This window comes from Pseudoalteromonas sp. GB43 (genome assembly GCF_054923805.1).
In genome coordinates this window covers 1,753,717-1,778,688 of sequence record NZ_JBPCHJ010000001.1, presented here as the reverse complement: position 1 = coordinate 1,778,688, position 24,972 = coordinate 1,753,717, and the positions used below count along the sequence as shown (strand labels likewise).

Genomic DNA, 24,972 nt, shown 5'->3' with positions numbered 1-24,972 from the left:
TAGCCGCTTTTTTAATGACTAGGAATAAGCCTAATTGGGTAGCATTACAAGAATGGCAGCCAGTGCAATTAACACAAGCCCCGCCGTGTCTTGGCGTTTTAACGGCTGTTTTAACCAAAGAGTCGATACCATAATGGTAAAAAATACTTCTATCTGCCCCAGTGTTTTTACATAAGCAACATGCTGCAAGCTCATGGCGCTAAACCAACCAATAGAACCTAAACAGCTACAAATACTAACAGCGGTCGTGGTGCCTTTGTGTTGCCACATTTTCTTAAAAGTATCGCGCTCTTTGAATGCAATATACACGCATAGCATCAGTGTTTGTAAACTGATTATCAGCACTAACACCCAAGCTGCAGAATGCGGAAAAGTCAGCCCTGAACTTAAACTTGCTTCACGGATCCATGATGAAGAGAGAGCAAAAGAAGTGCCGCAAGCAAGCCCAAGCAGTGCGGTGCCCAAATTAAAGTGTTTAACATTCGCGATGCCACTTAATAGCAGTACCGCAATTGCACCAATAAATACGCCAACCCAGCCCAGTAACGACAGTGCTGAGCCAAAGAACATGACACCTAAAATGGCCGCCATTAGCGCTTCACTTTTAGCAAGCCCTGCACCGACTGCAAAGTTATTCATTTTAAACAGCTTTACCATTAAACCTGTGGCAACAATTTGGACGATACTGGCGCCAACAATGTAGCCAATAAAAGCCAGATTAAAGTCAGGAAGTGCGGCGTCTTGATATTGATAAAGTGCAAATAAATACAGGGCAGCAATTGGGCTGGCAACGATAAAGCGAGCAAGCGTTACCCCGGCAACACTCACTGTTGCACTGAGTTTGCTTTGCAAAGCGTTGCGCCACGACTGCATAAATGCCGCAAAAATAGTTAAGAAAATCCAAGTCATATTGAAAATAAATTAATGAGGATAGGCGTTTAGAGTAACAAAACCAAAGTGTTAGAGCATCAGCTTATCGACCAACTTGAGAAAAACTCAGCTGTGACAATATGCCGCAGGGCTTTTATGCTGACTTTAGACTATAGTGACAATGATGCTATTGCTGGCCGCTGCTGTTTTAAGTAGCGGCTTTTTTTTGTTTACGCTAGGGTAGGGTATTATAGTTAAAAGATAAGGAAATATCATGACCACACTGATTATCTGCGCACTCATCGCAGTACTCATACCCTATTTAGCCAAAGCGCCTGTGGCTTTTGCTCAAAATAAGTTGGCAGGCTACGACAATAAGCACCCACGCGAACAACAAGCTAAACTAACCGGCTTTGGTGCTCGTGCGTTGGCAGCACATCAAAATAGCTTTGAATCGCTGATTATTTTTGCGGTCGCGCTGGCAGTCGTTATAGGTAGCAATAATGTCTATCAGGTAACTGAGACCCTAGCGATTGTGCATGTTATTGCCCGTGTGTTGTATTGTATTTTCTACTACATAAACCAGGATATTTTACGTTCATTAGTTTGGCTTGTTGGCTATGTTTGTGCTGTGGCTATGATTGCTCTTTGTCTTTAGCGATAGAGCTAGTAGTCAAAAACCACAAAGCAAGCGGCTTAAATAAGGCGCTTGCTTTAGGGTCTTAAGTGGTTACTTTTACTTAGAGCTAACTTTAATTTTCTCTATTAAATCCTTTGCTTGATAGTTTTCGTCTAAGGCGAAATCGAGTTGTACTAAGGCGTTTTTAAAGCCGGATTCAGACGGCGCATACTGCCATTGTTTTAAGGCTCTTTTCGCTTCTCGATTGAAAACACCTTCAGGCTCTGCACTTACCACACTAACATTGCTGGTGATCCACTTGGTAAAATATCGTATTTCAAAACGACTGAACCGCTAATACCTTGCTCTGCAGCTTGAATAGGGTATATCGGCTCTACACGCATAACCGCTTGATAGTCTTTTGTCTTTTCAACGGACATCGGCTGTTTTGCAATGGCAAAGCTGCTAAGCATGCCCGCTGTAAAAATAACTAACGCTGTTTTTGCGATAAATGAGCTGTTGTCGATCTGCTTTATTTGGTTTAGACGTTGTAACATGGTGTTTTTATCCCCGTATTGTGAATAAGCCATTAAGCCTGTTCTGCTAAAGCTTGCACAGTGCACTAATGCCTTACTGTATAAAATTCGTTGTTCTGTCGATTTATTTTTGAGTACTTGCTCATCACATGAAAGCTCTTGAATACGGCGCAGACTTGCATAACCAAGCCAAGCGACAGGGTTAAACCACAACAAAATAGTGGCACTTAAAGCGATGGCATTAATTAGGTTGTCTTTGCGTTTAATGTGCACTGATTCATGCTCTAAAATAAGCGCTAAAGCATGGTTATCGTAGTGACTTTGATAGTTTGTAGGCAGCACTAGCTTGGTATTTAAAACCCCTACAACCATAGGTGAGCTCACTTGGTTGCTTTGGTATAAGCGCATACTTTGATTGCTGTGATGATCAAGCGTAATTGGCGCTAACTGCAGTTTTGCTAGAAAACGGTAATGAAAATATACGGCAGTGATCAGCAGTGCGGCACTAATAAAGCCATAAATAGCAAACCAAGTGAGCGTAAACTGCGGCATTATTGCTGTGTTTGGCGTGATAGTCAGCTTACTGATAAAGTCGTTTTGAATTGGCTTTAAGTGCTCTGGTAGGTTCGCTAACAATAAACTAATTGGTAAAAGCGCCCAGAGTGTATAAACCAAGCGTGCCGATAGCTGGCTTAGTAACTTTCGCTCTAGCAGCAATAAAAACATAATTGCAGATGAGATCAAAAGTTGTTGATCTAACAGCCAATTAAAAAATGCATCTAACATAACAACGCCTTATTTTTGCTGTTTTTCCCAATCATCAATGACCTTTTTCAGCTCATCAATATCATGTTGCGAGAGTTGCTCTGATTTAGCAAAGCCACTCACCAGTGGCGCAATACGGCCATTAAAGAAGCGTTCAATAAAGCTTTGGCTTTCTTTTAATGTGTATTCTTCACGGGCGATGCAAGGAGTGTAGTTATATTGGCGGCCTTGTTTCTCGAAGCTAAGAGCGCCTTTTTTAACTAAACGGCTTAGTAGCGTTTTAATGGTTTTTTCGTGCCATTCTTTATCGTCACTTAAACGCGCAATTACTTCACTAGCTGTGGCTGGGTAGCCAAGCCATACTGCATCTAATACTTCGAATTCAGCTTTAGAAAGTTCAATCATTTTTATGCCTACAGATGTAATCTTTAATTAAAGATTACACGTGTAATCAATTAATGCAAACTTTTTTGTTAGAGAATGTCACTTTTTTTGATACTGACTATTTGTCCTTCGGGCAAATTCAGCGTGGTGAGTGACAGTTTTGCGATATCTGTGCGGTAAAGGTCGATGACTTTGTAGCCACAAAAACGAGCCATTTTACGTATTTGCCGATTTAAACCTTGTTTTAAGACGATGCAAAACTGTGTTTCGCTGACTTGAGTCACCGTGCAAGGGAGGGTTATTTGTTTATCGACAGGCACACCGCCCGCCATTTTTTTACAAAAATCACTATCAAGAGGTTTATCAACGGTGACTAAATAGCGTTTGGGTTGGTGGTAATCAGGGTGGATCAGTTGATTACAAAACTCACCGTCATTGGTCAAAATCAACAAACCTCGGGAGTCTTTGTCGAGCCGGCCAATTGGGTAAACGCGAGTGGTTTTAGGCAGGCTATGAATAAGGCTTGTTGGGTCATCAGCATTTAATTTGCAATCTATACCAACAGGCTTGTGATAAGCAAAGTAGGTGAGTGGTGCCTTAGCTAAAATTTTTTCGCCAAGTACAATCACATCATCGTGCTCATCAACATGATCTATATGATTTGCGGCACGGCCATTTACTGTTACCTCACCTTGATCTATCAAGCGCGATGCTTGCTTTCGAGAGCAAACACCCGCATGGGCAATAAATTTAGCAAGTCGTACTTTTTCTGGCATGAGTGATTTTTGTACAATTAATTTGATCACAGTATATCAAAATCACGTATGAATAGTTCCACCACCAAAGAGGAATGCACATGCCTATCAAATTATCAGAGCTTGCAGCTCACCAACCACTGCAAAAGGTTATCCTTCATTCATTAGAAATGGCATTGTATCAGGTGTCTGTGATGATCAATAACGTTGAGTATTATGTTACTGATGAGCAAGGTGAATTTATTCGTGATATTAGCCCGTTGCATATTCAAAAGCGTCTTGATCACCTAAGTTATGGCGATATGGTTTTACGCCACACTAGTGCTTATGATGAGATGTGTGGTCAGCCCGAAAAGCTGGCCAGCAACATGCTTGAAGTACCCTATGGTAAGAACCACTTATACTGATTAACGATATAAGCGTATACTGAGTATATGTATCAATTAAAAAGTGATGACTCAGCTGATTTAAACAACCAGCTAAGAGAACATATTGTGGCTTTCAACGCCGCGCATTTTAATGCCGAGCGTATTCCTTTAGGCTTTAAGTTCGTTAATAAACAAAACAGTGTTGTTGCTGGTATCCATGGTCAAGTATTTGGCAATTGGCTGCTTATTAGTTGGCTTTGGTGTGATGATATGACACGTGGTAAAGGGCTTGCGACAAGGTTGTTAGCCGAAATAGAGAGCAAAGCTAAAGCGTTTGGTGCAAATACTGCACAACTTGATACGCTCGATTTCCAAGCCAAACCCTTTTACGAAAAAAACGGCTACCAAGTTAAATACGAGATGAAAAACTACCCACTCGACGGCTGCCGTTATTTTATGGAAAAAAGCCTTTAACTATTGGCTTTTACTCACTTCGCTTTTAGCACGTCTTGCTCGGTAAAAGTAATCCCTAAGAAAGGGGTCGCTTCAGGGGCAAGCATAAAGGTGCGAATGTTCATATGGTCTTGCCCTTCAGGATTGTGTAATACGTCATTATGATAAAACGCGCCAAAGCAATCTAGGGTGTTTTGTTTACTCAGTTGATTTAGCTTAGCAAAGGCAAAAATTTTACACGAGCCATTATTTTCATTTGCCGCGCTTAGCAGGACCATGATTGTTAAAACCACTTGGGGTAAAGTCATAATTGTTGTCTATGACCGCCATGGTATCGGTAAACTCAATTTGCTGCGGTGTGCTTGCTAATTTCGAAAGAAATTCGTTAAGAGTCATTGCTTGTCCTTAAAAATTGTTCTTTATCAACTCTAACTCATTCACTTGCTGATTGATATTAAACTTAAAATTCTCTAAAAAGTTCATACCAAGCAAGCCATAGCCAACATGATTTTCTATTACCAGCACTTCAAAATTACGAATACGTTGTTGACCGACTTGAAACGACTCGAGCTGATAACGCTGTGCTTCAACAATTCCATTAGCTGTGTTTACTTGTAAGGTGCCAAGGTAATTGGCTGGGGTGTTAAGCGAGTTTAATAATGTTTGGTTAATTACAGTAAAGCTAGCGCCGGTGTCGATCATCAGCTCGGTTTCGATATCATCGTTGATGATACTGTTCACCAAATAGTGCGAACCTCGAGCAGTTAATTTTATAATTTCAACACCTGCGAGGGCTTGTTGAATCAACTGATGTAATTGCTCAGCCTGTTGTTTATAGTCATGATCTTCGGGTAGTTGATCTAGGGTTATTTGGCTCGCGACATAATCTTCTAAATGGTAGTTAGCTAATGCATTGTTATATAAGTAATGCGCGTTGCCAGGCGCGTAATCAAGCCATTGTTGACTAATATTAAGTAGGGCTTGCCATTGTTGCGTTGCAATAAGTTCATCAATATAGGATTTGCTTAGCTCGTCTATTTGTTTGTTAAGTTGTTGCTTATCATTGCTGTCTAACTGGTTGCTAAGCGCCAGTAAATTGATAATACCTTGTTGGGTATCACCTTGTGCTATTAAACGCTTTGCCTCAAGTTCAAGCATGGTGACATCGTAAGGGTGACTATTTAAAAAGGCCGTTAAAAATTGCTCACTTAAGGTGAATTTTTGATGGGAAAGCCATGTCTCAAGTTGTTGTTGCCAAATTTGTTTAAGTTGCCTTGCATAGCGAGGTTCATTCATAAGTAATTGAGTGTACTCAGCAACCGCTTTGTCGAATAATTGGTTGCTAAATAGCGCAACAGCTTGTTGAAAGTGGGCTGGTAACGCTGTGCCTTTTTGTACTTTAGGCGCTGGTGCGACAGTTTCTATTTCTAACGGCTTTGCCGGGTTAAAAAGCTGCCAAATAAAGTAACCGTTTAAGCTAAGAGAGCATAGCAATATTAATTTAAGAAAAGCATTCATCCGTTTTGCCCAATCATTTAATCTTTGTTATTTACTTACTCAGCATAAAACACATTTTTTAAAGTCGTTACTTTTTAACTAAATGATTGAGCGCCATGATATTACTGATCTCAATATCTGCTAATCCTTGATAACGATATTGCGTTGCTTGGTTATTAAGCCAAACGCTTTGGCAGCCAGCATTATTGGCACCTTGTACATCAGTATCTAGGCTATCGCCAATGTGCAAAATTTCTTTATGATTAACCTCTAACTGCTTTGCTGCGCTATCAAACAAGGTGCTGTGCGGCTTCGCTTTTCCGTGTGAATGCTTGTAAAACTAACTCAAACACACCATTAAGGTTAAACTTTTCTACTTCGACATTACCATTGGTGATGGCGATGAGCCGGTAGTGTTTACTGAGGTTATTAAGTAATTCAAGTACTTCATCAGTAACGGTTATTTGACTGCGGGCATCAGCGAATGCCTGATAAGCATTTTCGGCATGCAACTGAGCTTGCTCTGCTGAAAAACCCAGATCGGTCATGGCATAGTGTAATGCTGCTTGTCGCCAGCGCGTAACGTCATCAATTAAAGTCGCATCATGTTTTAAAGCTTTATCGCGGCATGTTAACCAGTAGCTCATGCTATCGGCTGGCCATTGGTCTAATGCCTCGAGGTAATCAGCTTGTGCTTGCAAGGCTGATTTTATGATCGGATGGTTGTTGTAAAGTGTGTCGTCTAAATCAAAACTTAAAACAGAAACTGGCGATAGGGCACGGTTAAATCGGATCATAATGACAAGGGTTTACTCTGATGTTGAGCGCTTTTTAGCGCGTGGATGGGTGTTATCGTACACTTTAGCTAAATGCTGAAAATCTAAATGCGTATAAACTTGAGTTGCAGACAAACTACTGTGTCCTAACAGTTCTTGTACGGCACGCAGATCCCCTGATGATTCTAAAATATGTGATGCAAATGAGTGACGCAATTTATGCGGATGCACTTGTGAGCTGATCCCTTGCTTAATGCCCCATTCTTGCATCCGTAAGCGAACTTGGCGTACGGAAATTCGCTTTTTTTGGCTGCTAACAAACACGGCTATTTCATCAGGATGTGCAAATTGAGGGCGAATTTTCAGCCATGCTTTTAATGCACTGAGCGCTTTGCTGCCTACAGGTAATAAGCGTTCTTTGTTACCTTTACCACGGACTAAAATTTCGCCTTCAGTCGGGTTTATATCTTGTATGTTAGCGCCAACTAACTCGCTAATGCGCAGACCCGAAGAGTACATTAATTCCATCATAGCTTTGTCACGAATAGCTAAAGGCTCATCATCTGGCAGTTCTAGTAGCTTAGCCATTTGATCTACGTCTAAATTTTTGGGTAAAGGCTTGGAAAATTTTGGCCCTTTAATGGCCTCTGCCGGATTGTGATAATATGCCTGACTGGCTATATTTTTGGCTTTTAAGAATTTATATAAACTGCGAATACAACTCAGTTTTAAACTGATTGTGCGACCACTCAATTGTTTGCTGCGCATTTGCATGCTGTAACGGCGAATATGCTCACCTTGAACAGCAAACCAGTCTTCACATAGTTTACTAAAGTACAAAGCTGCGAAGCCTAGCTGGCTCGTATATTGGTTTACTGTGTGCGCTGAGTATTGTTTTTCGTAGCGTAAGTAGTCTGCAAATAGTTGGATGGGTGTTCGCCAAGCATCACTTAATTCATTAATGTCTGGCGTCGTCACATCGCTCATGCAAGTTCCAATAAGCGCAGTTGCAATGATCGCACAAACTCAAGGACAAAAAAGCTGTCTTTTGCCGGTTCGAAGTGATTTACGTCATCACTACCAAACGCCAAAATTGCCACAGGGTGTTTCGTGTTACCAATTAGATATAAAGCAGTCGATTGAGTCGTGTCTGAAAACAGTAAGTCTCTTTCTTGTTGGCTTACTCGACCCAAGTAAATGCCGTCGTTTTGCAGGCGATGAGCAATTAATTCATCAAACTTTTTATCGTACTTAACTAAGTGGCATTCGTTAATGGATGGATTAGTGCAGATAATATTGCGCAAATTGCTAGCCAGTGTCGTAAAGTCGTAGTTAGTCCATAACTGACGATGACAGTCGCTAAATAAGCGGTAAATTAACTCGTTTTCTTTTGCTTGTTCAACGAGCTGCTCAATCTTATTTTTTAATAACGTATTGTGTTCACGTAATTGGCGCTGTTGAATATGTACCAAAGACGTTGCTCCCGCCGTTTGTTGTTGTAGTTCAACTTCAGCGAGAACATCCGGGTTTTTGATAAAAAAATCAGGGTGTGCTTTTAAATAGTCAGCAATTTGTTGTTCTGTTAGTTTGCTCATAGTGCCACTTGTCCATCAAAAACATGCTCAGCAGGGCCTGTCATTCGTACAGGGTGGCCTTCGCCTTGCCAACGTACTTGTAAACTGCCGCCGGGTAAGTCAACTTGTACGGTATTAGCAAGTTTACTTTGAATTTGTCCAACCACGACCGCAGCACAAGCACCTGTACCACAGGCTAAGGTTTCACTAACGCCACGTTCCCACACTCTTAGTTTAATGTGATCTTGCGAAATTACCTGCATAAAACCAACATTTGCACGTTGTGGAAAACGCTCATGATTTTCAAGGAGTGGGCCTAAGGTGGTGACTTCTGCGGTATGAATGTCATCAACTTCTAACACGCAATGTGGGTTACCCATCGACACTGCGCCACTAAATACTGTGTGTTCTTCAGTGCGAAGAATATAGGTCAGCTCACGCTTGCTGGCTTTTAATGGAATTTTGTTCGGTTCAAAATTAGGGTGGCCCATATTTACCGTTACTTGACCATCTTTCTCTATATAAAGCGTGAGGTTACCAGATTTTGTTGAAACCGAAATTTTATGCTTATTGGTCAGGCCCTTCATACGTACAAAGCGGGCGAAACAGCGCGCGCCGTTGCCGCACTGTTCAACTTCGTTACCATCGGCATTGAAAATACGATAATGAAAATCGAGATCAGGAGAGTAAGGGGCTTCAACCATAAGCAGTTGATCGAAGCCAATGCCGAAATGGCAATCTGCCAGCTTCTTTATTTGATCACGTGATAAAAAAACATTTTGAGTAATGTTATCAATAACGACAAAGTCATTACCTAGGCCGTGCATTTTTGAAAAATTAACTAACATAACGCTCTAATTCGGGTTTGCTCTGAGCTAATCATGCCACAGAGCAGGGCTGTTATAAAAACGTTTATGGTAAAATTTTCTCACCTTGCCAAAGGCTTTCTAAGGTTTCGCGTTGGCGAATTAAATGGCTTTGCTGACCATCCACCATAATCTCTGCAACACGCGGGCGTGAGTTGTAATTTGAGCTCATGGTAAAACCATACGCGCCAGCGCTGCGCTGCGCTAATAGGTCACCGGCTTGAAGTGCAAGCTCACGGTCTTTGCCTAAAAAGTCGCCGGTTTCACAAACTGGGCCGACAATATCGTAGTTGTGAGTAGGTGTATCATCTGCGCGAGGTTCAACTGGCACAATACTTTGCCAAGCTTGATACAGCGATGGACGCAACATATCGTTCATGCCAGCATCAACAATAGCAAAGAACTTATCTTGGTTTTGTTTAATAAACTCAACTTTAGTAACTAAAATACCTGCGTTGGCTGCAATCGCACGACCAGGTTCAAAAATAAGTTCTAAATCTTGGTAGTCTGCTAATCGAGCGGTAATTTTATCAACATACTCGCTTGGATGAGGAGGCGTTTCGCCATTATAAGGCACGCCAAGACCACCACCGATATCTAGGTGAGTTAGCTTGATGCCAACCGCTTTTAACTCTTCGATAAGAGTCAGTACTTTTTCAAGTGCTGCTAAGAAAGGTTTTATTTCCGTTAGCTGCGAACCGATGTGGCAATCTACACCGGTAATTTTTAAACCGGGTAGTGATGCTGCATGTTGATACACAGTCACTGCAGTTTGAATATCAATACCAAACTTATTCTCTTTTAAACCGGTTGAGATATAAGGGTGCGTTTTTGCATCTATATCTGGGTTTACGCGAATCGAAATCGGTGCCACTAAGTTAGAATCCGTTGCCACTTTTGAAATTCGTTCAAGCTCAGCCACTGACTCAACGTTAAAACACTTGATCCCCAATTCAAGTGCATAAGTAATTTCGTCAGCGGTTTTTGCAACGCCAGAAAACACAACCTTACTTGCGTCTCCGCCTGCTTGGATAACGCGTGCAAGCTCACCTTTTGAAACGATGTCAAAACCTGAGCCAAGTCGCGCTAAAATATTCAGCACGGCAATATTTGAGTTGGCTTTTACGGCATAGCACACCAAGCTATTATGTGACTTAGCAGCGTCTGCAAATGCTAAATAATGACGTTCAAAGGTTTTGCGAGAATAGATATAACAAGGCGTACCATATTGTTCGGCAAGCTCTTTGACAGCGATGTCTTCAGCGAACAGCTGATTATTATTGTAGTTAAAAAAGTCCATCTATTGGTCCTGTTTTTGCTCTGGTTGTTCGGATGGATCAGCTTGTGGCTGAGACTTTGCAGGCGGCTTAGTATCATCTGGCAGATAAAGAGCACCACTTTGTCCGCAACCTGCTAGGGTTACTAGAAGGGCGCTTAGAGGTAAAATGGTTTTTAATTTTTGGCTATGAGTCTCTTTCATTAGATTAATACGGTTGCTGGCTTTATAATCGCAGAGTAACAGAATATTTAAAAAATGCAGCTATTCGCGGATGAATTTATTCCTGTTACACTTGATGTACACAATCTGCCCCCAGATCTAGGCTTAAAGCCAGTTAAAGGACACTAAAATGACTGATCATGAATACCACACACTAGCCGATGCATTAATGCTAACTATTGAAGAGCAAATCGATGAATGTGATGCCGATTTAGACTATGAATCAGCGTCAGGTATTTTAGAAATCATCTTTCCTGATCGCAGTAAAATAGTGATCAACAAGCAAGCACCATTACACCAAGTTTGGGTAGCGACTAAATTTAACGGTCACCATTTTGAACTACGCGACGATAAGTGGATTGATAACCGCTCAGGTGCAGAGTTTTGGCAATTTATGTGTGATGCGGCAACTCGCCAAGCAGGTCAAACAATTGAATGGCGTTCTGAACTATGAGTTTAGAGTTTGTTGAATATCCAGCGCAAGGTGATCACAAAGCAACGGTTATCTGGCTACATGGTTTAGGTGATTCAGGTGATGGTTTTGCCCCAGTTGCACCGCAACTTGCTCTACCAAAAGAGCTTGGTGTGCGTTTTGTGTTTCCACATGCGCCAGTGCAACCGGTCACCTTAAATGGTGGTATGGCAATGCGCTCTTGGTACGATATTAAATCGATGGATTTAGATAAGCGTGCTGATGAGCAAGGAGTGCGTGAATCTGCTGCAAAAGTGGCTGCAATTATTGACCAAGAAATTGCAAAAGGTATCGCTCCTAACAAAATTATTCTTGCCGGTTTTTCGCAAGGGGGTGTGGTATCGCTGCACTTAGCGCCACGTCTAGATTTTAAATTAGCGGGTGTAATGGCACTTTCAACCTACATGTGTGTGCCTGCAAAATTTGCCAATGAAGCCAAGCAGCAGGGGTTAAACATTTTTATGGCACATGGTCGATTTGACGATGTGGTACCGCATAGCGCAGGCAGACAAGCATTTGACGTGCTTAGCGCAAATAACATGGAAGTAAGCTGGCAAGACTATCCGATGGCGCACCAAGTTTGTGGTGAAGAACTGATGGCTATTCGAGAGTGGTTAATTGCTCGCTTGAGTTAATTTTTGGTTTTAGAGGTTAACATGACAAAGAAACTTGTAATTACAGCAAATATGAATACCGTTGAACCAGTTAATTCAGCGCCGACGGCAGTGACTTATCAATGGCATTGGCGACGCATCTTTATGGTTAGCAGTGTTATCTTAGTTGCGCTGGCTATATTAGTGTATAGCTTTATTGGCGCTGTAAATGCAGAGCAATCACCGCAAGATGAGCCGCAATCAGAGTTTGCAAATGCTGAGCTACAAGCGCCTTTGAATGACGCTGAGCAAGAAGAGCCAAAAGAAATCGTCGCACCGCCAATGAATGAGCAAACACCGCTGGCTGATAACACAGAAACAGCTAAAGCAGAGGTCGTGAGCTCAAACATTGTAGAACCTGACGTTACATCAGTAGAGGCTGAGATCGACAGTGAAGAGGTTATTGATGAGCAACAACCTGAAACATTAGCCGTTATTCCTGATGAAGAAGCATCACAAACTGAACAGCAAGTTGAAAATGCAGCAGCACCTGATGCTCAGCAGCAGTTTTCACGGTCAGCACATATTGCCAGTGTCGCAATTGGCGCAAAAATAGACACAGATAAAGTAAGCCGCGCAGTATTAACTACCGATGTTGTTGATCGAGAACCAGTAAACGTTTTAAAAAACGATGTAAAATTAGCGCAAATTAGCAGTAGCCTGAGCTTTTTTAGCGAGCTTAGAAATATGCAGGGACAAACTGTTCGTCACCAATGGTATTACCAAGACCAACAGCTTGCTTCGATTGAATTGGCCGTAAGCAGTCCACGTTTTCGTACTTATTCAACGAAAAACATCATGCCAGAGCAACTGGGTGATTGGCGTGTTGAAGTTATTGACGCAGATGGCAACTTACTGGCCCAAAAAGAATTTAGAATTTTAGCTGAGTAATATTTAGTATCAGCCTGATAATTAATTGGATTTTTCATGACACAGACAACAAAACTAGTTCGTATCGCGACCCGTAAAAGTGCACTTGCTTTATGGCAGGCTGAATTTGTAAAAGCTCAACTAGAGCACTTCCATGACGACGTAACGGTAGAGTTGGTTCCTATGTCGACACAAGGCGATATTATCCTTGATACACCACTGGCCAAGATTGGTGGTAAAGGCTTATTCGTAAAAGAGCTTGAGCAAGCCATGCTTGATGGTCGCGCAGATATTGCGGTGCATTCAATGAAAGATGTGCCTGTTGAGTTTCCTGAAGGTTTAGCATTACACACAATTTGTGAACGTGAAGACCCACGCGATGCGTTTGTATCAAATAACTACAAGAGTTTAGATGAGTTACCTCAAGGCGCTATTGTTGGTACATCAAGCTTACGCCGCCAATGCCAAATTCGCGAAGCGCGCCCTGATTTAGACATTCGTGACTTACGCGGTAATGTTAATACGCGTTTAGCAAAACTAGATGATGGACAATATGATGCAATCATCCTAGCTGCAGCGGGTCTAATTCGTTTAGAAATGCCAGAGCGTATTACAGCTTTTATCGAGCCAGAGGTATCATTACCTGCAAATGGTCAAGGTGCTGTGGGTATTGAGTGCCGTATTGATGATGAAGTAACAAAAGCACTGTTAGCGCCACTTGAACATAATGAAACACGCATTCGTGTTAATGCCGAGCGTGCTATGAATCGCCGTTTAGAAGGTGGTTGCCAAGTACCTATTGGTGCATTTGCATTGGTCGATGGTGAGCAAGTGCATTTACGTGGTTTAGTGGGCGCTATTGATGGTAGCCAAATGCTACGTGATGAAGTGACAAAGCCCAGTGGCTGACGCAGAGCAGTTAGGTATTACACTTGCTGAAAAGCTACTTGAGCAAGGTGCTGATAAAATTTTAGCTGAAGTATATAGAGACGCTTAATATGCATATTTTGATAACTCGTCCAGAAGGAAAAGGCACTGAGCTTGCTCTTGAGCTTCAGCAGGCGGGTTATCAAACAACCCTGTGCCCAGTCCTTACCTTAGATTACCTCACAGTAAATAGTAGTGAGCTCGCGCCGCTAGAAAATGCCGATAAAATCATTTTTATCTCGCAAGATGCCGTGCATGCCTTGTTAAAACTCACACCAACCATCAACAAAGCAGCGCAACTTTATGCGGTCGGTCAGCAAACGGCTGATGCGGTTTATGAAGCCTTTGGGCGACGAGCCGCAGTGCCCAAACAGCATGATTCAGAAGGTCTGCTTGAATTAAAAACACTACAAGATGTTGAACTAAGTAACATTGTTTTAGTGAAAGGTGAAGGTGGACGCACGACCATAGCAAAAACGTTAAAACAACGTGGTGCTTTATTAAATCAATTGGTTGTTTACAAGCGAAGCGCAATTGAGAGCGAACCGGGCAAGTGGATGGACCACTGGCAAACAATTGATGTAGAAGGTATAGTCATTACCAGTAATGCAGCGGTGGATGCCATTTTTAATGGTTTAAATGAGCCTCAGCTTGCATGGTTGAAAGAGCGACAATTTTTCGTTGCCAGTGAGCGTATCGCAGACTATTTAAAGCAACAAAATGTCGTAAGAACACAGATATATATTGCTGCAGGGGCGAGCGACAACGCTATGTTCACCTGCATTAATCAGCAAGGTAGCAAAATGAGTGAAGCAGAATCAAAACAACCCGCAAAGCCAGTGACTGCACAGCCAGAGAAAAAAGCGCAAACGGCAAATACTGGGGCTAAAGCGCCTGTACAAGCTAAAAGAGGCATCAGCAAAACAGGTAGCTTAGCGTTACTTATTTCACTTTTAGTGGCTTGTGCAGTTGGCTATGAGTTTTATCTAAAATTAAATAGCGATCAGCAATCGGCTGTGGCATTGACTGAGCTGACAGATGAAAACCTTCGCTTACAGCAGCAAATTGATGCATTAAAAAGTGCCCAACAAACAATGCAGCACTCGCTTTATAGTAGTGAACAAAAGGTCACTGATGCACTAAATGAAAGTGCTGAGCAAACACAGCAGCAATTACAAGCGGCTTTAAAGCGCGCCGAGCAGCAAACTTTCACGCTTAATCCGCAAGAAGTCACAAGCTTGCAGCGTATGACCGAATTTAAATTGTGGGCAGAGCACGATTACCAAGGGGCTGCTGCTGTGTTATCTCGCTTAGATAGCTTACTTGCAGAACACCCGGGTACAGGCGCTATTCGCCAAGCAATTCACCAAGATTTACAAACCTTGAATGCCATAGAACCTGTTGCTGTTGAGGCAATTTATTTAAAACTACATGGCATTAATCAAAAAGTTGATGTACTGGTATTTAATGCTATTTCACTCCCTGAAGAAGTCGTTAAAGAAGACCCAAATCAACTAAGTGAAAATGTCAGTGAGTGGCGTCAAAACCTTGCGAAGTCGTGGCAGCAGTTTAAAGACTTCTTTGTTACAGTGCGCACACGTGAAGATATGGTTATCGCACCATTTTTAAGTGAGCAAGAGCGTCACCTAGTAAAACAGCGCTTAAGTTTATACTTAGCTCAAGCGCAAGATGCGGTATTAAGTAAACAAAGTAGTGTGTATTTTAGTGCTGTTGATGCTGCTCATAGCTTGGTAAAAGATTACTTTAAGCAAGATGATGCGCAAACAAAAGCGGCCTTAAAAAGTCTTGCTGAGCTTTCGAAAGAGCAGCTCGATTTTAGTCCAAAAGTGTCACTACAAAGTACTGAGCAGGTGAAGGAGTGGGCACAATAATCCGCTTTTTATTAATCATTATTGCAATAGCAGTCTGCTTAGGGATTGCCCCTTTTTTTATAGATCAAAAGGGTTATGTACTAATTGCCTTTAATAAAACAACCATTGAAGGGACTATTTGGGGCATCACAGCACTTTTAATATTAGCATTCGCTGCACTGTTTTTACTTTATAAGCTTTGCCGTTACGTAATATCTTTATATAGCCATACACGCCATGGCTTTTTTGCGCGCAGTGAAGAGCGTAAACAAGCGGCTATTGAGCAAGGTGTATGGAGCTTAATTAATAACGATTATGCACAGCTTGAGCTTGCACTTGATAACAATAGTGTTGCAGATAAGTGGAGCGATATACGTTATGCGCTTCTTGCTAAAGCGGCATTAGCTAATAATGAGAGCGAAAAAGCGGTTAGTTATCTTGATAAAATAAGCCAGGATAAGCAGTTAAAAGTGGCTAATTTATGGATTGCTAGCGGTGAAACCAGCACCATTTTTGCTGACCTTAAAGCGTTAGCTGAGCGCAAAAAAGCCACGAGTTTAGAGCTTAAAATGTATGCCCATGTATTGGTAAAAGAGCAAAAGTGGGCGTCATTGAATGACTTTATGCCGCGTTTATTGCGCAAGAAAACACTTTCAGAGCAAGAGTGGCAACAACTTTTTGATAGTTACTTTGCAGCTCAATCAAACGGAGATTTAACTGAGCGTTATGAGCAATTAGCCAAAAACCTGAAACCACATGCTGAGGTAAGCTATTTAACGGCGATGGCGAAGGCAGGTGAGTTAAACAAAATTGAGCTAAGCTTAATTAAAATGATAAAAAAACCGCTGCAACATAAAGACTTAGCATGTATTTTACGTACTAGTAGCGCTGGCGATGCACTCAAGTTGCAATCAAGTTTGCAGGATGTATTAAAAAAAGATACCGAAAATACAGATTTACTATTAGCCCTTGCATGCTTAGCAAATGCGCATGGTGAATATGACTTAGCTGCGCGGGTGTTTGATAAAGCGCTTAATGCTGATAACCGCCATGCCTATTTGCAGCAAGCGGTTCTTAGTTATAGTAAGAGTGCCCAACCAGAAAAAGCATTGGTACTCTATCAATAATTTTACTTCAGCCGGCAAAGGAGCAATGGCTTGAAAAACTTATTTACACTGACAATAAGTATTGCACTTGCTTACTTTCTTACAGGGTATTTAAGTAATTCTTTGCTGGCGATTGATGGTTATGCGGTTGCAGCGTGGCCGCCTGCAGGTATTGCGCTTGCCAGTATCTTACTGCTTCGAAATCGTGCTCTGCTAGGAGTTTTGCTAGGGGCGTTCTTTGTAAACCTTATTCACCTTGATAAAGTCACTGATATTTTTCACTGGCAAATGATGTTGCAAGCTATTGGTGTGACAAGTGCATCAACATTTCAGGCTTGGCTTGCCTATTACATTATAATTCATGTAGTTAAACGCCCGATTGAGTTATCGTCATTAAAGCAAAGTATGATTGGCTTAATGATAGGTGGCCCTTTGTGTAGCTTGATTGCAGCATCAATTGGCACCGGCTTATTGGTCATTAATAATGTTATTCCGAGTTATGCGGCGCTTAATAATTTTATCGCATGGTGGATTGGCGACAGCATTGGGGTGCTGATTTTCACACCATTAATTTTAGCGGCATTTAGTTACCACCACACTCGTCAACGGCTGCAAATCATTGTGCCGTCGTTATTAATTTATGTGGTTATTTGTGTCAGCTTTTATGGTGCAGCCAGTGTAAAAAAAGACAAAGACTTACAGCGCCAGCAAGCAAAAGTCAGTGCAATTCATACTAATCTTGAACACCAAGTTGATGAAATTAAATCGCATTTATCTTTATTAGCTACTTTTTTTGCTAGTAGTGACATGGTTGATTTTGATGAATTTAAGCGTTTTACAACAAGGCAACTACAATATAGCAAAGAAATCCTTGCCCTTGAGTGGGCACCTAAAGTTATTCACTCACAACTAAATAACTATCAAAGTCTACTGCGTGATGAACTGGGTGCTGATTACTACGTGAAAGAAAAAAATGCTGCAGGACAGTGGCAGCCGGTAAGTAAGCGAGCAGTCTATTTTCCGGTGCAATATATTCATCCATTAGTAGGGAACGAACCAGCGCAAGGCTTTGATTTGGCTTCAAGCGAGTTACGTAAACAAGCGTTAACTGATTCTCGGTTAATTAAAAATGTCACCGTCAGTGAGCCTATTACTTTGATGCAAGGTGATGGTAACGAAAAGGGCGTTTTATTCTTCAACCCTGTTTATTCAGACATTAATCATCAGGTCGGCTTTCGGGGTTATGTTGTTGCTGTGGTTAATTTAGAGTTGCTGGCACAAACACTAAATTTTAATCAAAATACTGAGATTGAAACCAGTTTTTTTGATGTTACCGATGGTAGTAACCCTGTCGAGATTTACAGCCCACACCGTGTTGGTACAACCGCTATTGCGAGCTTTAATTTTATTATTGGCGAGCGCGTTTGGCAGGTGAAATTATGGGAGTCAGTAGCGCAGTCGTCATGGCTGCCTTATTGGCTAGCGCAAATAGTCGGTATGCTGTTTGTTTGGTTATTGATCACATTTTTGATTTCAGTAACCGGTACTAATATTCAAATTCGTCAGCAAGTAGCGAAACAAACTCAAAGCCTTCGCGAAGAAAAACTAAAAGCCGATAAAGCCAGCCAAATTAAAAGTGAGTTCTTGGCGAATATGAGCCATGAAATACGCACACCTATTAATGGTATAAAAGGTTTGCATTATTTAGCAATGCAAGAGCCTGACTGGCAACAAGCCCGTGGTTATATTGATCAAGCCGATGGTGCATTGAATGTACTATTACGGGTAATCAATGATGTTTTAGATTTTTCTAAAATAGAAGCGGGGCGATTGGAGCTACATCAAGAACCCATCGATGTGAATGCGTTGGTTAATGAACTGACTAACTTATTGCAGTTTGAACTTAACTCACGTTCTTTAGAATTTAGAGTTGAGTTTGATGCATCTGCGCACTTATTGATCCACACCGACCCAATTCGTTTAAAACAAGTATTATTAAACCTGTTAAACAATGCGGTGAAGTTCACTCAAGAAGGCATGATTACATTACGTATTTGGCAGCAGGGTGAATTTACTTACTTTAGTGTTATTGATACTGGCATCGGCATCAGTAAAGAGGCGCAGCAGCGCCTGTTTAAACCATTCTCACAAGCCGATAGCTCAACCTCTCGTCGCTTTGGTGGCACAGGTTTAGGCTTGAGTATTTGCCAAAAACTCATTGTTATGATGGGAGGCGAGATAAGCCTCAGTAGCTCTGAGGGGCAAGGTTCAACGTTTACAATTTCGCTGCCATTTGAGTCCCCTCTTGAAGAGGTGATTCATAGCGACGATGAGTTAGCTGATATCGATGTGACAGCTGTTTCATTTGCTGGCGATACAATTCTATTGGTTGAAGATAACCCATTGAATCAACATGTGGCGAGTTCGATTTTAAAAACTAAAGGTTGCCAACCTGATATCGCTAAAGATGGTCACGAGGCTATTAAGATGATCAGTGAAAAAAGCTATGACCTTGTACTCATGGATATTCAAATGCCGAATATGGATGGCTTACAAGCGACTAAGGTTATTCGCAACGAGTTACTGATCACCGATTTACCGATTATTGGCTTATCGGCAAATGCCCACGATGATGATCTTAAGAAAGGTTTAGCCAGTGGTATGAATGGTTATTTAACTAAACCAATTGATGCTGATAAACTTTTTAAAACCTTGTGGCATTTTTTGCATAATGCTAGCGGCCATTAAAGCAGACATTTGACCTCAAAAAAGTAAATAAAATCATCTAAACTTGAAATATCGCCGTGGGTACGTATGATCCGCGCAAATTTACTGAACCTGAGTGCTAATTATGATCAATAACAAACTCCCTTTGCTTGATATTCACCGTCATCTAGATGGTAATGTTCGCCCACAAACGATCTTAGACCTTGGTCGTCAGTTTAATCTTGAATTACCTGCTGACAACATTGAAGCGCTTATTCCGCACGTACAGGTTATCGACCCTGAACCAAATTTAGTGGCATTTTTACAAAAGCTTGATTGGGGTGTAAAAGTACTGGGTGATTACGATGCTTGTCGTCGTATTGCTATCGAAAACGTTGAAGATGCGATTGCCCAAAACCTCGATTACGTTGAGCTTCGTTTTAGTCCATATTATATGGCGCAAAGCCAAGGCTTACACCCGCAAGGAGTTGTCGAAGCGGTGGTTGATGGTGTAAAAAGTGCGTGCCAAAACGCGCCAATTAAAGCTAACTTAATCGGCATCATGTCGCGTACATATGGCACCAAAATCTGTCAGCAAGAGCTTGATGCGCTACTTGCTTTTAAAAATGATTTAGTGGCGGTTGATTTAGCTGGCGATGAAATTGGTTTCCCGGGTGAGCTATTTGTTGATCACTTTAAACAAGTTCATGATGCATACTTAGCTGCCACGATTCATGCCGGTGAAGCACGCGGTAGCGAAAGCATTTGGCAAGCAATTAACGAGCTTGGTGCAACGCGTATTGGTCATGGTGTAAAAGCAATTGAAGATGCTGCACTAATGGATTACTTACGTGATAAGCGCATTGGTATTGAGTCTTGCTTAACCAGTAACATTCAAACCAGTACTGTTGCTGAGCTTGCAAAACACCCGCTAAAAACCTTCTTAGACCATGGTATTTTGGCATCGATTAATACTGATGATCCGGCCGTTGAAGGTATTGAAATAGCGTATGAGTATCAAGTAGCAGCACCTGCGGCAGGGTTAAGCCAAGCCGATATGGAAAAAGCGCAAGCTAATGCGCTTGAAATTGCTTATTTAAGCGATGCAGATAAAGCGGCTTTAAAACAGTTAGCTGCTAATCGTTAAGCAGCTAACTTATACTTGGTGCTCTTGGCATGAAACGTAGTTTTCATATAATGCCTTGAGCACGTCACCTCGGCTGATCATGCCAACAACCTTACCACCCTCGATAACTGGGTAATTCTTTGGCTTACCCGTTTTCATGGCATCAGCCAACTCAATGATATTTTGATCGCTACTCACGGTAACAACATCGGTGCGCATGAGTTGTTTTACCTTTACCACGCCATCGCAGAAATAACTGTTTTGCATGAGCGGTTGCAGCAGCTCTTGTTCTGAAATAAAGCCAACTAAACTTTTGTTGTCATCGAATACAGGTGCGCCTAGTAATTTAAACTTTTGCAGCTCGCTAATCGCGGTGGTCATTTCAGTTTCAGGCGTAATGTGTGGCAACTTACGTTGCATAAAGTCTTGTACTTTTGTATTTAGCATTTGGGTCTCTCCCCATCGTTATTCTAAACAGAGTATGGTCAAGGAAATGCAGTTTGTGAAATCGTTTAGACGGATTAAGGCGATAGGTAAAACAAATAAAAAAGGCATCCAATTGGATGCCTTAAAAATAATCTGTATGAGTTAGTTATTTAATGAATGCAAATGCATCAGCGTACATGTTCTCACGTACCGCACCATGGTTAATAAAATCATCGCGAACCACGCCAATCATGTCGAAGCGGCCTGCCATGTAAATATCGTATGGTTCTAAAGACACTATATCTTCCATAACGGTCTTGTGGACGTAACCGGTTTTGCCAGTCCAGCTTTGCGGCGCATTTTCAACCACTGGAATGTATTGGAAATGTGGGTTGCTGTTTGCCCATGCTTGCATTTCATCATGAGCATAAAGCGCAGCTTGCTCACGAACACCCCAGTAAAATAATACAGGGCGCTCACAGCCAATTTCAGCAAGGTGATCAGCCATTGATTTGGCATAAGAAAAACCAGTACCGCCAGCAAGTAGAATAATTGGGCGCTCACCCTCAACTCGCAGCTGTGATACACCTAAACCCACTTCAACATTAACTTGCTGTTGCTCTGTATGTGCTTGACGTAAATGATCAAGCGCTTGCATTGCATACGAATCAGCACCTGCGGCACCAATATGTAGTTCAATTTGGTCAGTTTGTGAAGGGCGGCTTGCAATAGAAAAGGCACGCTTATCTTTTTCGCCTAATACAAGTTGCATATATTGGCCTGCCTCGAATGACACAGGTTGCTGTGGTTTCAAAATGACCTTATGTACATGGTCTGTAAGCGGGCTGATCGCAACAACGTCAGCGAGTAATGTTTGCATAGTTTACCTTTATAAGCACAGAAGCAAATTCGGTTATGAATCGCACTCATAACCGTTAAATTTTGAGCAGTTTAACATAGTCACAGCCTAGAGAATATCTAAGCTGTCCCATAATTCATCAACACGTTCTTTGATTTTTGGATCCATAACAATGGGCTCACCCCATTCACGATCTGTTTCGCCTGGCCATTTATTGGTTGCATCCATGCCCATTTTTGAGCCAAGGCCCGAAACTGGCGATGCAAAATCTAAATAATCAATTGGCGTGTTTTCGATCATCGTCGTATCGCGAGCAGGGTCCATACGCGTTGTTATGGCCCAGATCACGTCGTTCCAATCACGTGCGTTTACATCATCATCGCAAACAATCACGAACTTGGTATACATGAATTGACGTAAGAAAGACCACACCCCCATCATCACGCGCTTGGCATGACCTGGGTATTGTTTTTTCATCGTGACCACAGCCATACGATAAGAACAGCCTTCAGGTGGTAGATAAAAATCTACAATTTCAGGGAATTGCTTTTGCAGAATTGGTACGAACACTTCGTTCAATGCAACCCCGAGTACTGCTGGCTCATCTGGAGGACGGCCAGTGTAAGTGCTGTGATAAATTGGGTTTTCACGATGTGTAATGTGAGTGACCGTCATCACCGGAAACTCGTCTACTTCGTTGTAGTAACCTGTGTGGTCGCCATAAGGGCCTTCTGGTGCTGTTTCACCTGGCATAATATAACCTTCAAGCACGAACTCTGCGGTAGCAGGCACTTGTAGGTCATTTGAAACCGATTTAACAACTTCAGTTTTACCACCGCGTAGTAAACCAGCAAATGCATATTCGCTTAGGGTGTCTGGTACTGGTGTTACAGCGCCTAAGATTGTCGCAGGGTCGGCACCTAATGCGACAGATACAGGGTAAGGTTCGCCTGGGTGCTCTTTACACCATTCACGAAAATCTAATGCGCCACCGCGGTGCGATAGCCAACGCATAATAATTTTGTTTTTACCCAATAGCTGCTGACGGTAAATGCCTAAGTTTTGGCGCTTTTTATAAGGCCCTTTGGTAACCGTTAGAGCCCATGTGATCAAGGGAGCAGCATCACCCGGCCAGCAATGTTGGATAGGCAGCTTAGTTAAGTCAACATCATCGCCTTCAAGTATAACTTGCTGACAAGGCGCTTTTTTTACTTCTTTAGCTGGCATATTCAGTACTTGTTTGAATACTGGGATTTGCCCTAGTGCCTCTTTAATGCCTTTTGGTGGCTCAGGCTCTTTTAGAAAAGCTAATAACTTACCAACTTCGCGCAGTTCACTGACATCATCTTGATCATACCCATCGCTACACGTTTGGGCGTACCAAAAAGGTTAGCAAGAACGGGAATGGTGTGACCTTTAGGGTTTTCGAATAACAGAGCAGGGCCTTCTGCACGTAACGTACGGTCGGCAATTTCGGTCATTTCAAGGTAAGGATCAATTTCTTGTTTGATCCGTTTTAACTCACCTTTTTGTTCTAATAACTCGATAAATTCGCGAAGATCTTTGTATTTCATTATAGCCGCTTAAACGCTGAATAAACTGTCGCTATTATACTCAAAACCACTGATTAAGCTAATTTAGCCACGAAAGCTTTTGCTATTACTGGGTTAAGCTACATTGGTACTTTTTACCTCTTAAAATCAGCATGGCTTCATCGCCTTTAGACCAAAACAGCACATTATCGGCACTGTATTTAACCCCAGAGCCGCTTACTTGGCGATTGAGTAAATATTCACTCTCCTTAAATGTCAGTCTGGCTTCCTCATCATTGTACTCAACGATACTGGCGCTGAGGGTCTCATCGCACAGATAGTTGCTCGGTGCACTTTGCTCAGCACATGCGCACAAGGTAACTAAAGCGAGCCCCGAGAGAAGTGGTTTAATCATAGAAACACCTCTATTTTTGAATGAGCTATAAGCCTAACAAAGAAAAATTAACCGTTGGTGAAAATGGCAGGATAAGTTATGTTGATAGTGTATTTAATGGGCAAGGAAAAACCATGGCAGGCACAAATTTACTAACCTTACTTGATGATATTACAACACTTTTAGACGACATTGCGACGATGAGTAAAGTCGCAACAAAAAAAACAGCAGGGGTGTTAGGTGATGACCTCGCGCTTAATGCTCAGCAAGTTACAGGGGTAACTGCCGATAGAGAGTTGCCAGTGGTTTGGGCTGTAGCAAAAGGCTCGTTTATCAACAAAGCCATCTTAGTGCCCGCAGCGTTATTGATTAGTGTTTGGTTGCCTTGGTTAATCACTCCGCTGTTAATGGTTGGCGGGCTGTTTTTGTGTTTTGAAGGTGCAGAGAAAATTATCGAAAAGCTGTTTGGTCACGCTCAACAAGAAGATGAAAGTGTGGTTGAACAACAAGACTTACAAGAATACGAAAAGCAAAAAATCAAAGGAGCAATCCGTACTGATTTTATCCTCTCTGCAGAAATTATAGTGATAACGCTAGGTACGGTTGCTGGCGCAACGCTGGTTAATCAAGCTTTAGTGCTCAGTGTAATCGCAATTATTATGACCATTGGCGTGTATGGGTTAGTTGCTGGGATTGTTAAACTTGATGATGCTGGTTTGTATTTACTGCAAAAAGCGCAGCAAAGTGGCGGTAAGTTTAAAGAGCTTGTAGGTAAGTTTTTACTTGCTGCAGCGCCTAAGTTAATGCGCTTTTTAGCCTTTGCAGGAACGGTTGCTATGTTCTTAGTTGGTGGTGGCATATTGGTACATGGGATCCCTGTTTTGCATCACGCCAAGCAAGGTAGCACCGAGTTTGTAACGGATTTAGTTGGCAAAACTGGGGAGCTGGCTACGCCGATTATATTTGATGGTTTATTGGGCGTTGTTGCTGGGGGGATCGTCGTTTTAATGACAATTATCTATAAGAGATTTTTTCGGTAACAATTGTTATTTATAAGTATACTGGTTGG

At 41.9% G+C, this 24,972-nt stretch carries 23 protein-coding genes and 5 pseudogenes; 12 read left to right on the top strand and 16 right to left on the bottom strand.

Going from position 1 to position 24,972, the window contains the following annotated elements; translation table 11 throughout:
- Positions 1-30: 30 nt before the first annotated feature.
- On the bottom strand, positions 31-909 hold the full coding sequence (locus ACRWSG_RS08555) for a multidrug transporter (RefSeq protein WP_462166071.1): 879 nt from the start codon (positions 907-909) through the stop codon (positions 31-33).
- A gap of 235 nt (positions 910-1,144) precedes the next feature.
- Between ACRWSG_RS08555 and ACRWSG_RS08550 the strand changes: the two genes are divergently transcribed.
- Entirely contained in the window at positions 1,145-1,528 is a 384-nt protein-coding gene (locus ACRWSG_RS08550) for an MAPEG family protein (RefSeq protein ID WP_054554648.1), read from the top strand.
- A gap of 78 nt (positions 1,529-1,606) precedes the next feature.
- On the opposite strand, the pseudogene ACRWSG_RS08545 reads toward ACRWSG_RS08550, so the two are convergent.
- The 3 genes and pseudogenes from ACRWSG_RS08545 to ACRWSG_RS08535 form a co-directional block, all read right to left on the bottom strand.
- Positions 1,607-2,811: pseudogene (locus ACRWSG_RS08545) on the bottom strand (M56 family metallopeptidase).
- Between the two features lie 9 nt (positions 2,812-2,820).
- Positions 2,821-3,195, bottom strand: a complete 375-nt coding sequence (locus ACRWSG_RS08540; protein ID WP_054554650.1) for a BlaI/MecI/CopY family transcriptional regulator — start codon at positions 3,193-3,195, stop codon at positions 2,821-2,823.
- Between the two features lie 68 nt (positions 3,196-3,263).
- Positions 3,264-3,950, bottom strand: coding sequence for a pseudouridine synthase (locus tag ACRWSG_RS08535; protein WP_054554685.1), 687 nt, complete (start codon positions 3,948-3,950; stop codon positions 3,264-3,266).
- An 80-nt stretch (positions 3,951-4,030) separates the two neighbouring features.
- On the opposite strand from ACRWSG_RS08535, the gene ACRWSG_RS08530 reads away from it, so the two are divergent.
- A complete protein-coding gene (locus ACRWSG_RS08530) occupies positions 4,031-4,336 on the top strand; it encodes a DUF6482 family protein (RefSeq protein WP_138618770.1) in 306 nt (101 codons plus the stop codon).
- 27 nt (positions 4,337-4,363) lie between these two features.
- Positions 4,364-4,771: a GNAT family N-acetyltransferase gene (locus tag ACRWSG_RS08525; RefSeq protein WP_462166070.1), complete on the top strand. Its 408-nt coding sequence runs from the start codon at positions 4,364-4,366 to the stop codon at positions 4,769-4,771.
- Between the two features lie 14 nt (positions 4,772-4,785).
- Here the strand turns inward: ACRWSG_RS08525 and ACRWSG_RS08520 are convergent.
- The 8 genes and pseudogenes from ACRWSG_RS08520 to lptM all read right to left on the bottom strand — a co-directional run bounded on the left by ACRWSG_RS08520 (position 4,786) and on the right by lptM (position 10,943).
- A pseudogene (locus ACRWSG_RS08520) lies at positions 4,786-5,146 on the bottom strand (HopJ type III effector protein).
- Between the two features lie 9 nt (positions 5,147-5,155).
- On the bottom strand, positions 5,156-6,268 hold the full coding sequence (locus tag ACRWSG_RS08515) for a retropepsin-like aspartic protease family protein (RefSeq protein WP_199529881.1): 1,113 nt from the start codon (positions 6,266-6,268) through the stop codon (positions 5,156-5,158).
- Positions 6,269-6,335: 67 nt separating this feature from the next.
- Positions 6,336-7,044 (bottom strand): annotated as a pseudogene (locus tag ACRWSG_RS08510) (HAD-IA family hydrolase).
- Positions 7,045-7,056: 12 nt separating this feature from the next.
- Positions 7,057-8,010 carry a tyrosine recombinase XerC gene (locus ACRWSG_RS08505; protein ID WP_194442868.1) on the bottom strand — a complete coding sequence of 318 codons (954 nt, stop codon included), beginning with the start codon at positions 8,008-8,010 and terminating at the stop codon, positions 7,057-7,059.
- Entirely contained in the window at positions 8,007-8,618 is a 612-nt protein-coding gene (locus tag ACRWSG_RS08500) for a DUF484 family protein (RefSeq protein ID WP_054554657.1), read from the bottom strand. The genes ACRWSG_RS08505 and ACRWSG_RS08500 overlap by 4 nt, the downstream gene beginning before the upstream one ends.
- Positions 8,615-9,445 carry a diaminopimelate epimerase gene (dapF, locus tag ACRWSG_RS08495; protein WP_462166069.1) on the bottom strand — a complete coding sequence of 277 codons (831 nt, stop codon included), beginning with the start codon at positions 9,443-9,445 and terminating at the stop codon, positions 8,615-8,617. Before dapF ends, ACRWSG_RS08500 begins: the two co-directional genes overlap by 4 nt.
- Before the next feature lie 64 nt (positions 9,446-9,509).
- Positions 9,510-10,763 (bottom strand): diaminopimelate decarboxylase, encoded by a 1,254-nt coding sequence (gene lysA, locus ACRWSG_RS08490; RefSeq protein ID WP_462166068.1) that lies wholly within the window; start codon positions 10,761-10,763, stop codon positions 9,510-9,512.
- Entirely contained in the window at positions 10,764-10,943 is a 180-nt protein-coding gene (gene lptM, locus ACRWSG_RS08485) for an LPS translocon maturation chaperone LptM (protein WP_138598962.1), read from the bottom strand.
- Positions 10,944-11,091: 148 nt separating this feature from the next.
- On the opposite strand from lptM, the gene cyaY reads away from it, so the two are divergent.
- The 8 genes and pseudogenes from cyaY to add all read left to right on the top strand — a co-directional run bounded on the left by cyaY (position 11,092) and on the right by add (position 20,713).
- Positions 11,092-11,415, top strand: coding sequence for an iron donor protein CyaY (gene cyaY, locus ACRWSG_RS08480; RefSeq protein ID WP_054554661.1), 324 nt, complete (start codon positions 11,092-11,094; stop codon positions 11,413-11,415).
- Complete coding sequence (locus tag ACRWSG_RS08475; protein ID WP_235373327.1) at positions 11,412-12,068, top strand: alpha/beta hydrolase; 657 nt, start codon at positions 11,412-11,414, stop codon at positions 12,066-12,068. The genes cyaY and ACRWSG_RS08475 overlap by 4 nt, the downstream gene beginning before the upstream one ends.
- A 21-nt stretch (positions 12,069-12,089) precedes the next feature.
- Positions 12,090-12,977 (top strand): DUF2914 domain-containing protein, encoded by an 888-nt coding sequence (locus ACRWSG_RS08470; RefSeq protein WP_235373329.1) that lies wholly within the window; start codon positions 12,090-12,092, stop codon positions 12,975-12,977.
- A gap of 36 nt (positions 12,978-13,013) precedes the next feature.
- Positions 13,014-13,953, top strand: a pseudogene (gene hemC / locus ACRWSG_RS08465) (hydroxymethylbilane synthase).
- A gap of 1 nt (position 13,954) precedes the next feature.
- The gene (locus ACRWSG_RS08460) at positions 13,955-15,775 is read left to right on the top strand and encodes a uroporphyrinogen-III C-methyltransferase (RefSeq protein WP_462166066.1); all 1,821 of its coding nucleotides are present in this window, start codon (positions 13,955-13,957) and stop codon (positions 15,773-15,775) included.
- Positions 15,772-16,881 carry a heme biosynthesis HemY N-terminal domain-containing protein gene (locus ACRWSG_RS08455; protein ID WP_462166916.1) on the top strand — a complete coding sequence of 370 codons (1,110 nt, stop codon included), beginning with the start codon at positions 15,772-15,774 and terminating at the stop codon, positions 16,879-16,881. The genes ACRWSG_RS08460 and ACRWSG_RS08455 overlap by 4 nt, the downstream gene beginning before the upstream one ends.
- Before the next feature lie 30 nt (positions 16,882-16,911).
- A complete protein-coding gene (locus tag ACRWSG_RS08450; protein ID WP_462166065.1) occupies positions 16,912-19,608 on the top strand; it encodes a CHASE domain-containing protein in 2,697 nt (898 codons plus the stop codon).
- A gap of 103 nt (positions 19,609-19,711) precedes the next feature.
- Positions 19,712-20,713 carry an adenosine deaminase gene (gene add / locus ACRWSG_RS08445; RefSeq protein ID WP_054554668.1) on the top strand — a complete coding sequence of 334 codons (1,002 nt, stop codon included), beginning with the start codon at positions 19,712-19,714 and terminating at the stop codon, positions 20,711-20,713.
- 9 nt (positions 20,714-20,722) lie between these two features.
- Here the strand turns inward: add and ACRWSG_RS08440 are convergent, their stop codons facing one another.
- The 4 genes and pseudogenes from ACRWSG_RS08440 to ACRWSG_RS08425 all read right to left on the bottom strand — a co-directional run bounded on the left by ACRWSG_RS08440 (position 20,723) and on the right by ACRWSG_RS08425 (position 23,924).
- Positions 20,723-21,139 carry a CBS domain-containing protein gene (locus ACRWSG_RS08440; RefSeq protein WP_054554669.1) on the bottom strand — a complete coding sequence of 139 codons (417 nt, stop codon included), beginning with the start codon at positions 21,137-21,139 and terminating at the stop codon, positions 20,723-20,725.
- 145 nt (positions 21,140-21,284) lie between these two features.
- The gene (fre, locus tag ACRWSG_RS08435; protein ID WP_462166064.1) at positions 21,285-21,998 is read right to left on the bottom strand and encodes an NAD(P)H-flavin reductase; all 714 of its coding nucleotides are present in this window, start codon (positions 21,996-21,998) and stop codon (positions 21,285-21,287) included.
- Between the two features lie 87 nt (positions 21,999-22,085).
- A pseudogene (ubiD, locus tag ACRWSG_RS08430) lies at positions 22,086-23,551 on the bottom strand (4-hydroxy-3-polyprenylbenzoate decarboxylase).
- 85 nt (positions 23,552-23,636) lie between these two features.
- Positions 23,637-23,924 (bottom strand): MliC family protein, encoded by a 288-nt coding sequence (locus tag ACRWSG_RS08425; RefSeq protein WP_054554672.1) that lies wholly within the window; start codon positions 23,922-23,924, stop codon positions 23,637-23,639.
- Positions 23,925-24,037: 113 nt separating this feature from the next.
- Between ACRWSG_RS08425 and ACRWSG_RS08420 the strand changes: the two genes are divergently transcribed.
- The gene (locus tag ACRWSG_RS08420) at positions 24,038-24,943 is read left to right on the top strand and encodes a DUF808 domain-containing protein (protein ID WP_194442876.1); all 906 of its coding nucleotides are present in this window, start codon (positions 24,038-24,040) and stop codon (positions 24,941-24,943) included.
- Positions 24,944-24,972: the final 29 nt, after the last annotated feature.

Coding starts and splice junctions, on each gene's coding strand:
- ACRWSG_RS08530 (WP_138618770.1), top strand. CDS start 4,031: ATGCCTATCAAATTATCAGAGCTTGCAGCTCACCAACCACTGCAAAAG.
- ACRWSG_RS08470 (WP_235373329.1), top strand. CDS start 12,090: ATGACAAAGAAACTTGTAATTACAGCAAATATGAATACCGTTGAACCA.
- add (WP_054554668.1), top strand. CDS start 19,712: ATGATCAATAACAAACTCCCTTTGCTTGATATTCACCGTCATCTAGAT.
- fre (WP_462166064.1), bottom strand. CDS start 21,998: ATGCAAACATTACTCGCTGACGTTGTTGCGATCAGCCCGCTTACAGAC.
- ACRWSG_RS08475 (WP_235373327.1), top strand. CDS start 11,412: ATGAGTTTAGAGTTTGTTGAATATCCAGCGCAAGGTGATCACAAAGCA.
- ACRWSG_RS08500 (WP_054554657.1), bottom strand. CDS start 8,618: ATGAGCAAACTAACAGAACAACAAATTGCTGACTATTTAAAAGCACAC.
- cyaY (WP_054554661.1), top strand. CDS start 11,092: ATGACTGATCATGAATACCACACACTAGCCGATGCATTAATGCTAACT.
- ACRWSG_RS08525 (WP_462166070.1), top strand. CDS start 4,364: ATGTATCAATTAAAAAGTGATGACTCAGCTGATTTAAACAACCAGCTA.
- ACRWSG_RS08555 (WP_462166071.1), bottom strand. CDS start 909: ATGACTTGGATTTTCTTAACTATTTTTGCGGCATTTATGCAGTCGTGG.
- dapF (WP_462166069.1), bottom strand. CDS start 9,445: ATGTTAGTTAATTTTTCAAAAATGCACGGCCTAGGTAATGACTTTGTC.
- ACRWSG_RS08535 (WP_054554685.1), bottom strand. CDS start 3,950: ATGCCAGAAAAAGTACGACTTGCTAAATTTATTGCCCATGCGGGTGTT.
- ACRWSG_RS08460 (WP_462166066.1), top strand. CDS start 13,955: ATGCATATTTTGATAACTCGTCCAGAAGGAAAAGGCACTGAGCTTGCT.
- ACRWSG_RS08505 (WP_194442868.1), bottom strand. CDS start 8,010: ATGAGCGATGTGACGACGCCAGACATTAATGAATTAAGTGATGCTTGG.
- ACRWSG_RS08540 (WP_054554650.1), bottom strand. CDS start 3,195: ATGATTGAACTTTCTAAAGCTGAATTCGAAGTATTAGATGCAGTATGG.
- ACRWSG_RS08425 (WP_054554672.1), bottom strand. CDS start 23,924: ATGATTAAACCACTTCTCTCGGGGCTCGCTTTAGTTACCTTGTGCGCA.
- ACRWSG_RS08440 (WP_054554669.1), bottom strand. CDS start 21,139: ATGCTAAATACAAAAGTACAAGACTTTATGCAACGTAAGTTGCCACAC.
- lysA (WP_462166068.1), bottom strand. CDS start 10,763: ATGGACTTTTTTAACTACAATAATAATCAGCTGTTCGCTGAAGACATC.
- ACRWSG_RS08550 (WP_054554648.1), top strand. CDS start 1,145: ATGACCACACTGATTATCTGCGCACTCATCGCAGTACTCATACCCTAT.
- ACRWSG_RS08420 (WP_194442876.1), top strand. CDS start 24,038: ATGGCAGGCACAAATTTACTAACCTTACTTGATGATATTACAACACTT.
- ACRWSG_RS08515 (WP_199529881.1), bottom strand. CDS start 6,268: ATGAATGCTTTTCTTAAATTAATATTGCTATGCTCTCTTAGCTTAAAC.
- lptM (WP_138598962.1), bottom strand. CDS start 10,943: ATGAAAGAGACTCATAGCCAAAAATTAAAAACCATTTTACCTCTAAGC.